The following is a 12068-nucleotide window of genomic DNA, read 5'->3' as shown; positions in this document are numbered from 1 at the left end:
TGTACGCCGTCGCGGGCGACGCTCGCCGTGCGCGGCGCGTGGTGGTGGCTTCCGGCGCTCCTCACGCTCGCGACGCTCGTGGTGTGGTGGGCGTCCCGCCTGCTGGGGCGGCGGCTCGTGGAGTCCGCTCGCTCCGATTGAGGGGCGGGACCGCGCGGTCCCGCCCGGAGCGTTCAGTCCTCCTCCTCCATCTCGCTGAGGTCGTCGTCGACGTCGTCGGGCAGGTCGTCGAGGCCGCCGCCCTCCACGCCGAGCGTGGTCTGGTTCTCTCCCACGCCGTCGAGGTCGTCGTCGGTGATATCCCGGAATTCCTCCGTCACGCCCTCCGGGAGGTCGGCGCGGTCCGCGTCGTCCTCCTGCCGGATGTCCTCGGGCCGTCCCTCGGGGTTGGTCATGGTCGCTCCTCTCGGTGCACCGAGGCTACGCCGCGCGCTTCCGGCGTCCATGCGGACGCCGTGAACGGGACTTGACCTTCGGGCTCAGCCGCCCGGCGGGTCGGGCGGCGTGACGAGCGCGACCGTGACCGCGCGCAGGCGCGCGCCCTCCCCCGCCCCGGCGCGGTGGCGCTCGATGACGGCGACGAGTTCGGCTTCCAGCGCGGCGAGCCCGTCGTCGGTGAGGGCGAGCGCCGTCTGGTGGACGCTGACGCCCTCCTGCGACTCCGGCTCGGGCGGCCGTTCGGGCGGGAGCGCCGTGGGGTCCGCGTCCGGCGTGAAGCGCATGTCGGGATCGAAGCCGACGTTCATGGCGGTGGCGCGGTAGTGCTTGCCCTCCTCGTCACGGCGGACGACCGTGACGAGGTCGAGGTCGAGGAGCTTCTTGAGGTGGTAGTGCACGAGGTTCGGCTTGAGGCCGAGGTGACGCGAAAGCTGCGTCAGGGTGGCCTCGCGTCCGATGAGCAGCCGCAGGAGCAGCATGCGGACGGGGTCCGCGAAGGTCTTGAGCTCTTCGGGGGTCGTGAGGTCGCGCTGGAGCTTCATGTCTCTGAAGGATCGCCCCTCAGCGGCCGGACCGGATGAACGCCGCGAGCGTGTCCGCGAGTCCCGGCGCGAGCGGCACCTCGGGGTTCGAGTACGCCGCGGCCTGCGAGGCGGGTTCCGGGGTGGCCTGCTTGAGGACGTGGCTCATGCCGTCCACGAACGCGAGCTGGATCCCCCCGCGGGCTCCGGCGACGCGGCGGACCTCGTCGGGCGTGACCTGCGCGTCCGCGCCGCCCCCGACGACGAGGAGGGGCGCCGTGAGCCGCTCGGCCTGCGTGGCGGGATCGAAGCGGATCCAGTCGGCGAGGTAGGCGCCGTTGACGCCCTGGAAGAGCGCGGAGAGCACGGGGACGGCCGCCAGGGAGGCGGGCAGGGCCGGGGCGCGGCCCGTCGCGCGGATGGTGGAGAGGACGCCTCGGACGTCCGCGAGGAGGGCCGGGGGCAACTGCGCGGAGAGCTGACGCTCCAGCGTGGTGCCGATGTCCGCGCCCTGCCCGGCGAGCGAGACGACGCGGTCGGGCTGGACGGTGCGCGCCGCGAGCAGCGCCATGAGGGCGCCCTGGCTGTGCCCGACGACGGTGATCTCGCCGAGGCGGGGGTCGGCGCGCAGCTTCTGCGTCCAGCCGCCGATGGAGGCGATCTCGGCGCGGAAGAGGCCCCTGCCGTCGTTCGCGGTCGCGAACTTCGTGGCCGCCGCCACGCCCGTGCCCGCGCCGATCTTGTCGTAGCGCAGGGTGGCGATGCCGCGCGCGGCGAGCGCCTCGGCGAGGGCGCGGAAGTACCCCAGCTTCGCGGGCAGCAGGGGGGAGTTGCCGTCGCGGTCCTCGGGACCGCTGCCGACGACGAGCAGGGCGACCGGGAAGGGGCCCTGCCCGTCGGGGAGGAGGAGCGTGCCCCGCAAGGTGGCGTCCCGGGTGGTGAGGGTGACGTCCTCGGAGCGGGTGGCGCCCGCGGAGGCCGCGAGGGCCGCGAGGACGAGGAGGGCGGCGCGCCTCACGCGTTCACCTCCTCGATCGCGGCCAGGACGCGGGCGAGGTCGGCGTGCACGTCGTCGGTGCGGACGACGATCTCGTCGTAGTGTTCGCCGCGCAGGCGCAGCACGAGCGCGGGCTGCCCCTCGCGGAGGTTGGCGAAGACGCGGCGGCCCTCCTCGTAGAAGGTGCCGGCGGCGACGACGCCGGGCACGTGGGTGCCGGGCGCCTTGAGGGCGCGCTTCCAGTCGACGCGGGCCTCGTCGTCCACGTGGGCGTCCGTGATGGACGTGAGGGGCACGCTGAGGGTGGAGCGCAGGTGCAGGCTGAGGAGGCGGTCGGCGCGGCCGAGGTCGAGGACGAGGGTGTCGGGGGTGAGGGTGAGGTTGGTCATGGGGGTCTCCTTGGGGCGGTTGCCCGATGCCCCCAGTCTGCCCCAGTTTCAAAAAAATTGAAATAGGCAGTTCGGCGGAGGCAACTCAGTCCCGCCGCGTTCCTCCACCGATCTGCGCCAGCGCCGACCCGCTCAGGATCAACGCGCCTCCCAGGAGCTGACTCGCCCCGACGCCCTCCCCGAGGAAGAGCGCCGCGAACAGCAGCGTCCACAGCGGATCCGTCGTCGCGAGCAGGCTCGCGCGTGTCCCGCCGATCCTCCTCACCGCGCCCAGCAGGGCCGGGATCGCCACGAGCGTCGGCGCCACGATCATCGCGACCACCACCGTCCACTGCGCGGCGCCCGACGGGACGCCCGGCGTGCCGTGGGCGAACCCCAGCGCCGCGAACGTCAGAGCGCACACGAGCGCCACGTGCGCGGTCACCGTGAGAGGCGCCGAGCCCGCCGCGAGCCGCCCGCTCGCGAAGACGAAGCCGCCGTACAGGGCGCCCGCCGCGCCTCCCGCCGCCAGGCCGAGCGCGTCCGCGTCCGCCGCGCCCGGCAGACCCACGACCACGCCGAGCCCCGCGAGCGCGAGGACGAGCGCCCCGACCTGCCCGACCGTCGGTCGCGTCCCGAGGAGCGCGCCGTACAGCACCACGAAGGCCGGAGCGACGTACACCAGCAGACCCGCCGTTCCCGCCGAGACGCGTCCCAGCGCCGTGAAGTACGCGACCGTGGACATCGCGTACATCGCCCCGACCACCAGGAGCCTCACCCGCTCCCCCCGGCCCACCCGGCCCGCGCCGAGCGCGAACAGCAGGGCCGCCGTCAACCCGAAGCGCCACGACAGCAGGGTCGGCGTGCCCATCCCCAGCGACGCCGCCGCCTTCCCGAGAATCCCGAGGCTTCCCGACGCCACCGCCGACACCAGCGCGAGCGCCACGCCCGCCCACTCGTCGGAACGCGCCGAGTTCAGGCCCGTCTTCATCCGCTCACGTCCCAGCACGCCTCCCAGGCTAGGGGGACGTGAGCGGCGCGTCTTGCCTCAACCGCCCACGCCGTCCACGGAATTCGGCACAGCCGGGGCGTCAGTCGCTCTGCGCGCGCGCCGCCTCGCCCGTCTCGAAGCTGTGAACGCGTACGAGCTCCTGCGTGGCGTACTTCTGACGCTCCACGAAGCGGTACCCGTTGAGGAGCGTGTCACGCAGCACCTGCACGGAGCCGTCGCGGCGGCTGACGTCCAGCCCGCCCTGCGCGTGCTCCTCGCGCAGCGCCCTGTGAAGCTCCTCCGCGTCCTGCGCGAGCGAACGCGGCACCACCACCCGGACCAGCGTGACACGTGACGGCGTCTCGTCGTGCTCCAGGTGACCCACCCGCTCCCGGTAGGCGCCCAGCACCCGCTCGCGCGCCTCGTCCTGCCCCGGAACCTCCAGCGACACCTCCCGTCCCGGCACGTGCGTCATGAGGACCAGCAGGCCCACACGGGCCGCGACGGTGCGCTCCACGCGGACGATCATCCCGCGCGTGTGCAGCAGCAGCACCGACCCGTCGAGCCCGTGCCCGTGGATGTCGTCGACGGTCACGACCACGTCGTCGCGCAGCAGGAACTCCGCGCCGTCCTCCAGTGCGCCGAAGGTGCGTGTGAGAATCGGCGAGCGCGTCGAGACGGGCCCCTGGAGGTTCACGGCGACCTCGTCCGAGTCACGCAGGAAGGCGTGCAGGACGGAGAGGGTATGGGGCTGGGTGGGCATGGGCGGGCTTCCTTTCTCGCTGAACTGCTTCCGCAGCGTACTCTCGGGCGCCGCGACCCGGAAGTCACGAAGGCTTGAGTCAACCTCAAGGCGGCGCGCCCGGCACGCGATCCGACCTAGGCTGAGCGCATGCCCCTCCACGTCAGCGTGCTCGGCGGTCCCCGCGACGACAACGCCCTCCTCGTCCGCGCCCTCGGCGGGCAGAGCGCGCGCCGCCTGCTGTTCGACTGCGGTGAGGGCGTCCTGCGCGGGGTCGCCCGGGCGGACGTCCAGGACATCGACCACCTGTTCTTCTCGCACCTGCACATGGATCACGTCGCGGGCTTCGACGGCTTCTTCCGTGTGAACGCCGCCCGGCCCCGCACCGTGGACGTCTGGGGTCCTGCGCAGACGGCGACCCTGCTGCACCACCGACTTCGCGGCGTCATGTGGAACCTCCACGCGGGCCTGCCCGGTACCTGGGACGTCCACGACATTCACGAGGATCACGTGTCGGGCGCGCGCTTCCGGCTCGCGGAGGCCTTCGCGGCGCGGCACGAACTTCCGCGCGTGGAACGCGAGGACGCCGTGATCCTGCGCGACGACGCCCTCTCGGTGGAGGCGTACCTGCTGGACCACCGCACCCCGAGCGCCGCGTACGTCGTCCGGAAGACGCCGCGCGTGAATCTCGACACCGACCGCCTGCGCGAACTCGGCCTCACTCCGGGACCGTGGGTGTCACGCCTCAAGGCGGGCGAGGAGGGCACGCTGGAGGCGCAGGGGCGGACCTTTCACCTCGCGGACCTGCGCGGGGAACTCCTGCGGACCACGCCGGGCGAGTCGGTCGCGTACCTCACGGACTTCCTGCTGGACGAGGAGGCGCACGCCCGCCTCACGAGCGTCCTGCGCGGCGTGGACACCGTCGTGTGCGAGAGCCAGTACCGCGCGCACGACCACGCGCTCGCGATCGCGAACCATCACATGACGAGCGTGCAGGCCGCCCGGCTCGCCCGCGATGCGGACGTGGGGCGGCTCGTGCTGTTCCACGTCTCCGAACGGTACGACGCCGCCGACCTGCCCGGCCTGCTCGCCGAGGCACGCGCGGTCTTCCCGCGCGTGGAGTTCCCGCCTCACTGGACCTGAACGCCCTCAGCGGCGCTCGACGGGCGCGCGGGGTGGCAGCTGCGCGCTCATGAGGTAGAACTCCGTGAGGCGGCGCAGCGCGGTCATGAAGTCCTCCACGTCGTCGGGCTTGACCATGTACGCGTTGGCGTGCGCGTGATAGCTGCGCCACACGTCCGTCTCCTCGCGCGAGGAGGTCAGCACCACGACGGGAATGACCTTCAATCCGGGGTCGCTCTTGAGCCGGGAGAGCACCTCCAGCCCCGAGCGGCGCGGGAGGCTCAGGTCGAGGATGATCAGGTCGGGCCGCGCCGCGCCCTCGTAGCGTCCGCGCCCCTCGACGTAATCCAGCGCGTCCTCACCGTCGGGCACGACGTGCAGCACGTGCCGGACCTCTGCGCGCTGCAGGGCCATCTCCACGAGTTCCACGTCGTGAGGCTGGTCCTCGATCAGCAGGATGTCCGCCGTGGCGGAACGGGGGCGGGCGGTGGCGGTCACACGCGCTCCTCACGCGCGCGGACGTCCTCGTTGGAGGGCTTGCGGCGTACCCAGGCCTCCGCCATCAGCATCGCGAGCCGCGCCTCCACACCCAGGAGCCGTTCGCGCAGCTCCTCGCCGCCGAGTCCGGGTTCGCGCAGCACGTCCCCGAGTTCGGCGTCGAGGCGTTCGAGCTTCATGAGCAGGCGCTCGTGCGTCTCGAAGTCCACGGCGGCCCCGCCGACGTCGCGGAAGGCGGCGTCGAGGGTCCGGGAGAGGTTGTCGAGTAGAAGTCGGGCGGCGGCCTCCATGTGATCCCGAGGGTAGCGTGAGGCTTCCACACCCAGCATGGCGGGCACCTGAAGGCGCGCTGGGCCGGGGTTGAGGAGAACTTCACGCCGGGGCGCTCGACCCCGCACCTGCTGGAACGCTCATGCCGGGCCGTGGAGGCAGCGACCGTGCGCACCGGACTCACCCTCGGACGGTTCTGTGCCGGAGTCACGCGAGGCGTACCTCGTGGACGACCGCTCCACCGACCACGACCACGAGCTCCGCACGGAGGTCATGGACCGCCCTCAGGAGTAGATCTCGCCGCCCCAGAGCTGCTCCTCACCGTCGTGGACGGCGTCGCGCCCCACCTCGCCGTCCTTGCGCACGAAGCTCGCGAGGACGAAGCGGTCCGACGGCATCCCGCCGAGCCGGTAGGAGCCGTGCGCGTGCGCGGGGCGCGTCATGAGCGTGAACACGTCCGCCTGCCAGGTGACGCTCACGGCGGCGCCCTCGTGGAGACCCGTGTGACCGGCCTCCACGACGGTTCCCTCGAAGTGACGTTCGGAATCGAGCGGGGAGCCGTGCCAGCGGCCCCTCAGGATAAATCGGCTCATGATGGGCACCTCAGGTGGGAAGGCGGGAGAAACGAAGACCGACGGCACCGTGAAGCTCGGGGTGCCGTCGGCAGCGTACTCAACTGTAGTCCCGGCTCTCTTTAAGCCGCGTGAAGGCCCGTTGACGCATCCCGAACGAATGTTCAGTCGTCGGCGGCCTGGATCGGCACGGTCTCCGGGGCCGCCGCGCCCGCCCGCAGCGCCGAGAGCAGCTGCACGCCCGTCGCGGTCTCCACCTGCTCCACGAGGTTGATCACGCCGCGCGGCATGTTCGACAGGGCGCTCTGGAAGCCCTGACCGCTGCCGCTGTCGATGACGCTGAGCTTGTCGATGTTCACGCCCCTCACGGTCCCGGCGAGCTGCTCCACGATGCCGGGCAGCATGCTCAGCACGTACGCGCGCTCCGCGCCGTCCCCGGCCTCGCGGAAGGCCTGCAGCATGAGGCGGAACGCCTCGGCCTTCGCGCGGCCCTCCTCGGTGATGGGCGCCGCGTCCGCCTCGGCGCGCAGCAGGGCCGCCGTCTTCTCGGCCCGCGCGGGCGCCACGACGTCCGCCTCGTAGCGGCGCTCGTTGAGCCGCACGCGCTCCGCTTCGAGGGCCTGCTGCGCCTGCACGCGCGCCTGCTCCGCCGCCACCTCCGCCTGCGCCTCGCGCGAGCGGGCCACCCCTTCGAGGTCGGCGCGGCGCACGCGGACGCCGTTCTGCGCCTCGATGACCTGACCGTCCGCCGCGGCGCGCGCCACCTCGGTGCGCTGACGGCTCGCGGCCTCCGCCTCGGCGGCGTCCGCGAGGCGCTGCGCCTCCGCGACCTTCGCGTCACGGTTCGTCTCGGCGGCCTTGGCGCGCACCTGCGCGTCGAGTTCGAGCCGCTGCTGCTCCAGCGTCTGCTGCGCGCGGACCTTCGCGAGTTCCGCCTCCGCCGCGACCTCGCTCTTGCGGGCCTCGGCCTGCGCTTCGAGTTCCACGCGGCGCACCGACAGGCGGTTCTCCTCCTCGATGATGGAGCGCTGCGCGACCGCCACCGCGACCTTCGCGCGCTGCTGCGCCTGCGCCTCCGCCTCGCTCGCCTCCGCGTTGCGCTCGGCCTCCGCGATGCGGGCGTCCTTGAGCACCTCGGCGGTGCGGCGACGCCCGATGCTGTCGAGGTAGCCGCCGTCGTCGCTGACGTTCTGGATCTTGAGGGTGTCGAGCTGCACGCCGAGCTTGTTCGTGTCGTGCTCGGCCTCCTCGATGAGGTTCTCCGCGAACTTCAGGCGGTCCTCGTTGATCTCCTCCGGCGTGAGCTGCGCGATCACGCCGCGCAGGTTGCCCTCCAGCGTGTCCTTGATGATCTGCGTGATGTCGGCGCGCGGCATGTCGAGGAAGCGCTCGATGGCGTTGCTGATGAAGGGCTCGTTGCTGTTGATCTTGACGTTCGCGACGGCGTGCACGTTGAGCGGGATGCCGCCGCGCGAGTAGGCGTTGTGCACCGTGAGCTCCAGTGGGATGGCCGTGAGGTCCATCCACGAGACGCGCTCCAGGACCGGCACGCGGAAGGCCCGCCCGCCCCGGATGACGCGGAAGCCGACGCTGTCGCCCGTCTCCGTCTTGCGGCTGCGTCCGCTGATGACGAGCAGCTTGTTGGGCGGCACCACGATCAGGAACTGCTGCACGCTGACGAGCACCAGCACGACCGCCACGACCACGATGCCCGCGAGGATCAGGACCTCCACCACGCACCTACCTTCCGTCCCAGCGGCGGACGCTGACGAGCCCGCCCTGGGCTTCGACGACGATGACGTCCTCGCCGACGCGCAGCTCGTCCTCGCTGCGCACCAGCACCTCCGCGAGCTGCCCCGCGAGTTCCAGCTTGATCTTGCCGGGCCTCGTCCCGGCGGGCGCCACCAGCACCCGGCCCGTCCGGCCCACCAGCGAGCCCACGCGGGTGCCCACCTCGCGCGTGCGGAGCTGATACATCAGCGCGCCCGTCACGCCCGCGACCAGCACACCCGTGACGGACGCGAACGCGAGCCGAACCCCGGGCGGGCGGCCCAGCCAGCCCATCAGGACGCCCGCCAGACCGAAGAACGTCACGGCCGTCACGACGGAGCGCAGGTTGAGCCACGCGAGCGCGTGCGGCAGGTCGTGCCCGTCGAGACCGCCGTCGTGGTCGAGGCCGTGCACGAGCGACAGCGCGAGGAGCGCTCCACCCGCGATCAGGCACACCAGATAGATCATTCGTCACCTCCTGCGAGGAACCCTTCCTCGATACGTCCCGTGGGCCTTCGGTGTTGCCGGTACGCAAGGGCGGAGCCCGCACGAGCAGACTCCGCCAGTTCGGCCTATGGGGGCCGGTCCCGTACCGTTGCCTCCATCGTAGCAGTCCGGTGAGGGACCCGTGAGCGCATTCGACGAGGGCCGCCTCGGGTGTCGCCGGGCGCACAGTCCCGAGGTTGTCCGAAGTCACGGTGATGAGCGCATGCAAGGACGTTCACCCCGGACGCGGCTCAGCTCACGGTCGGGCCGGGATGCTGGGCAAGGACCCGCCCCCGGGCGGGAGACAGGAGCCCCATGAACCGACGCATTCCACGCCTCACTCTTCCCCTGGCCCTCTCCCTGAGCCTGCTCGCCGCGCCCGCCGCGCACGCCGCGCAGCCCTCCACGGCCCTCCCGGCGGGCGCGCGGCAGGGCGACCTCGACATCGACGGGGCCCGCATCCACTACGTGAGCGTCGGGCAGGGCACGCCGATGCTGCTCCTGCACGGCTACCCCCTCAGCGGGGAGCTCTTCGCCCGCAACCGCGCCGCCCTCGCGGCGGCCGGATACCGCGTGATCACCATCGACCACCGCGGCTTCGGACGCAGCACCGCGCCCGCCTCCAACCCCGGCGGGATCAACCAGTACGCCAGCGACGCGCTGAAGGTCATGGACCGACTGGGTGTGCAGAAGGCCGTGATCGGCGGCATGTCGATGGGCGGCCCCATCGTGTTCGAGATGTACCGCCGCGCGCCCGACCGCTTCCTCGGGATGGTCCTGATCGACACGCTCGCGAACCCCGCCAGCGTCGTCGAGCAGAACCTCTGGAAGGGCATGGCCGAGAAGGCGAACACCTACGGGCCGCAGTCGCTCGCGCCGGAACTCCTCAAGGACATGCTCACCGGACGGACGCGCCTGAACAACCCCGCCGACGTGGCGTTCCTCACGGGCATCGTCAGGCAGGCCAGCGTGCTGGGGGACGTCGCGGGCGCGCGCGCCCTCGCGTTCCGGGCGGACTCCGTGCCGACCCTGCCCACCATCCGCGTGCCGACCCTCATCATCGAGGGCGTCGAGGATACCGTGTACCCGCCCGAGTTCAGCATGAAGATGCGGCAGAACATCCCGAACAGCCGGGTCGTGCTGATTCCCGGCGCGGCGCACGCCGCGATCTTCGAGAAGGCGAACGAGGCGAACCGCGCGATCCTCGACTGGGCGCGCGCCAGCAACCTTCGCTGAGCCCACGCCCGCCCGGACGCGCGCCGGGCGGGCTCTCATGACGGGAAGTTCACGCGTCCCAAACGCTCCACGCACGCCCCGCTGTTGAAGTGAGGCGTCCCCCGGGGGAAGACAAGGAGGACCGCATGAAAGCAGTCGTATGGCACGGCATCGGCGACATCCGCCTCGACGACGTTCCCGAACCCACCATCCAGGAACCTTCCGACGCCATCGTCCGCCTCACCGCGTCCGCCATCTGCGGCACCGACCTGCACTTCGTGCACGGCACGGGCGGCGAGATGGAGCCCGGCACCATCCTCGGTCACGAGGGCGTCGGCGTCGTCGAGCAGGTCGGGCCGGACGTGCGCAACTTCCGACCCGGCGACCGCGTCGTCATTCCCAGCACCATCGCCTGCGGGTACTGCTCGTACTGCCGCGCGGGCTACACCGCGCAGTGCGACAACGCCAACCCCAACGGGCCCCTCGCGGGCACCGCGTTCTACGGCGGGCCGAAGGCCAGCGGGCCCTTCCACGGACTGCAGGCCGAGAAGGCCCGCGTGCCGTTCGCCGCGACGAACCTCGTCAAGATCCCCGACAGTGTCACCGACCAGCAGGCGATCCTGTGCAGCGACATCTTCCCCACCGCCTACTTCGGGGCGGAACTCGCGGAAATCCAGGAAGGCGACACGGTCGCGGTGTTCGGCTGCGGACCCGTCGGGCAGTTCGTCATCACGAGCGCCAAGCTGATGGGCGCCGGGCGCGTCTTCGCGGTGGACTCCGTCGAGTCGCGGCTGGAGACGGCGCGCTACCAGGGCGCGGAGACCATCAACTTCGAGCAGGAGGATCCCGTCGAGACGATCCGCCGCCTCACGGGCGGCGCGGGCGTGGACCGCGCGATCGACGCGGTCGGCGTGGACGCCAAGCACGCGCACGAGGGTCCCGCCGCGCAGCAGGCGCAGCAGGAGGCTCAGCAGTTCGAGGAGCAGCTCAAGCAGGTCGCGCCCCAGGGCACGGCGGGCAACCACGGCGACGCGCCCTCGCAGGCGGTGGAGTGGGCCGTGCAGGCCCTCGCGAAGGCGGGCACGCTCAGCATCATCGGCGTGTACCCGCAGACGATGCAGAGCTTCCCGCTGGGCATGGCGATGAACAAGAACCTCACCGTGAACATGGGCAACTGCAACCACCGCAAGTACATCCCGATGCTGCTCGACCTCATCCAGAACGGGACGCTCGACCCGACGGCGCTCTTGTCGAACGTCGAGGAGATGAGCGACGCCGTCGCGGCCTACCAGGCCTTCGACGAGCGCCGCCCCGGCTGGCTCAAGGTGGAGGTCGTGCCGGGCATGTGAGCCCGCCCTTGGGGGCCCGCCCGCCTATACTGCGCGCGTGAACGCCCCCCTCGGCCCGCTCGTCGCGCTGTCCTGGCGCGGCCTGCTGAGGCGCCCGGCGCGGTCCGTGACGACCGCGGCGGGCGTCGCCGTGGCCACGACGGGCCTCACGGTCCTCCTTTCGCTCGGGGCGGGGCTGGGCCACGCCGTGGACGAGCAGATGCGCGAGGTGGCGCCGCAGCTCCAGGTGTCGCGCGGCGACCTGCTCGGGTCGCTGACACCGCCGCCCACGCTGCCCCGGAACGTCGTGCGGCAGGTCGAGGAAAGAGCTCACGCGCTCGGCCTCGCGCACGTCACGCCGGTGGTCCTCGTGGCGGGTGACGTGCGGGGCCTGCGGGTCACGCTCTACGGCATTCCGGCCTCGGCGGGCTTCTCCCGGGTGTACCGATTCACGCGGGTGGGGATCGGGCGGGGCCTCGCGCCGCGCGACGAGGGGCGGGACGTGGTGCTCCTCGGGAGCGTCGTCGCCCGGCACCTGGGCGTGCGTCCGGGGGACGTCGTCACGGTCCCGCCGCTGCGGGAGGCGCGGATCGTGGGGGTGCTCGCGCCGACGGGCGCCGCCACGGACGGGTTCGTGATCGCGCCCCTCACGACGCTGCAGCGGGCGCTCGGGGTGGGCTCGGACGTGTCGCTCGCGGCGGTGGAGGTCCGGCGCGAGGGGGACGTCTCCCGTGTCGCCGAGGAACTCTC

At 72.2% G+C, this 12068-nt stretch carries 15 protein-coding genes; 4 read left to right on the top strand and 11 right to left on the bottom strand.

The window, feature by feature from the left end; translation table 11 throughout:
• Positions 1-173: 173 nt before the first annotated feature.
• From DEIPI_RS0119235 to DEIPI_RS0119210, 6 genes are all read right to left on the bottom strand, one after another.
• On the bottom strand, positions 174-395 hold the full coding sequence (locus tag DEIPI_RS0119235; protein WP_027482845.1) for a hypothetical protein: 222 nt from the start codon (positions 393-395) through the stop codon (positions 174-176).
• A gap of 84 nt (positions 396-479) precedes the next feature.
• Positions 480-980 carry a winged helix-turn-helix domain-containing protein gene (locus DEIPI_RS35760; protein WP_052351834.1) on the bottom strand — a complete coding sequence of 167 codons (501 nt, stop codon included), beginning with the start codon at positions 978-980 and terminating at the stop codon, positions 480-482.
• Positions 981-999: 19 nt separating this feature from the next.
• A complete protein-coding gene (locus tag DEIPI_RS0119225) occupies positions 1000-1977 on the bottom strand; it encodes an alpha/beta hydrolase family protein (protein WP_027482844.1) in 978 nt (325 codons plus the stop codon).
• Positions 1974-2345, bottom strand: a complete 372-nt coding sequence (locus tag DEIPI_RS32735) for a hypothetical protein (protein WP_045234735.1) — start codon at positions 2343-2345, stop codon at positions 1974-1976. The genes DEIPI_RS0119225 and DEIPI_RS32735 overlap by 4 nt, the downstream gene beginning before the upstream one ends.
• Positions 2346-2430: 85 nt before the next feature.
• Positions 2431-3333 carry a DMT family transporter gene (locus tag DEIPI_RS0119215; RefSeq protein WP_245588607.1) on the bottom strand — a complete coding sequence of 301 codons (903 nt, stop codon included), beginning with the start codon at positions 3331-3333 and terminating at the stop codon, positions 2431-2433.
• Between the two features lie 82 nt (positions 3334-3415).
• On the bottom strand, positions 3416-4078 hold the full coding sequence (locus tag DEIPI_RS0119210; protein ID WP_027482842.1) for a hypothetical protein: 663 nt from the start codon (positions 4076-4078) through the stop codon (positions 3416-3418).
• A 129-nt stretch (positions 4079-4207) separates the two neighbouring features.
• Between DEIPI_RS0119210 and DEIPI_RS0119205 the strand changes: the two genes are divergently transcribed.
• On the top strand, positions 4208-5200 hold the full coding sequence (locus DEIPI_RS0119205; RefSeq protein WP_027482841.1) for an MBL fold metallo-hydrolase: 993 nt from the start codon (positions 4208-4210) through the stop codon (positions 5198-5200).
• Between the two features lie 6 nt (positions 5201-5206).
• Here DEIPI_RS0119205 and DEIPI_RS0119200 read toward each other — a convergent pair whose 3' ends face one another.
• The 5 genes from DEIPI_RS0119200 to DEIPI_RS0119175 form a co-directional block, all read right to left on the bottom strand.
• Positions 5207-5677: a response regulator gene (locus tag DEIPI_RS0119200; RefSeq protein WP_027482840.1), complete on the bottom strand. Its 471-nt coding sequence runs from the start codon at positions 5675-5677 to the stop codon at positions 5207-5209.
• Entirely contained in the window at positions 5674-5967 is a 294-nt protein-coding gene (locus DEIPI_RS0119195; protein WP_027482839.1) for a hypothetical protein, read from the bottom strand. The genes DEIPI_RS0119200 and DEIPI_RS0119195 overlap by 4 nt, the downstream gene beginning before the upstream one ends.
• A gap of 264 nt (positions 5968-6231) precedes the next feature.
• Positions 6232-6540, bottom strand: a complete 309-nt coding sequence (locus DEIPI_RS0119185; protein WP_027482838.1) for a hypothetical protein — start codon at positions 6538-6540, stop codon at positions 6232-6234.
• A gap of 143 nt (positions 6541-6683) precedes the next feature.
• The gene (locus DEIPI_RS32730; RefSeq protein ID WP_245588606.1) at positions 6684-8252 is read right to left on the bottom strand and encodes a flotillin family protein; all 1569 of its coding nucleotides are present in this window, start codon (positions 8250-8252) and stop codon (positions 6684-6686) included.
• A gap of 7 nt (positions 8253-8259) precedes the next feature.
• Positions 8260-8757, bottom strand: coding sequence for an NfeD family protein (locus tag DEIPI_RS0119175; protein ID WP_027482837.1), 498 nt, complete (start codon positions 8755-8757; stop codon positions 8260-8262).
• Positions 8758-9090: 333 nt separating this feature from the next.
• Here DEIPI_RS0119175 and DEIPI_RS0119170 point away from each other — a divergent pair, with 333 nt between their 5' ends.
• From DEIPI_RS0119170 to DEIPI_RS32725, 3 genes are all read left to right on the top strand, one after another.
• Positions 9091-10011: an alpha/beta fold hydrolase gene (locus DEIPI_RS0119170; protein ID WP_027482836.1), complete on the top strand. Its 921-nt coding sequence runs from the start codon at positions 9091-9093 to the stop codon at positions 10009-10011.
• 125 nt (positions 10012-10136) lie between these two features.
• Positions 10137-11339, top strand: coding sequence for a zinc-dependent alcohol dehydrogenase (locus DEIPI_RS0119165; RefSeq protein WP_027482835.1), 1203 nt, complete (start codon positions 10137-10139; stop codon positions 11337-11339).
• A 37-nt stretch (positions 11340-11376) separates the two neighbouring features.
• The coding region (locus DEIPI_RS32725) for an ABC transporter permease (protein ID WP_169737158.1) at positions 11377-12068 on the top strand (692 nt) is incomplete at its 3' end.

The organism is Deinococcus pimensis DSM 21231 (genome assembly GCF_000519345.1).
Lineage (GTDB): Bacteria > Deinococcota > Deinococci > Deinococcales > Deinococcaceae > Deinococcus_A > Deinococcus_A pimensis.
Note: the sequence above shows the minus strand (reverse complement) of the source record. Positions and strands in the feature narration are given on the sequence as shown.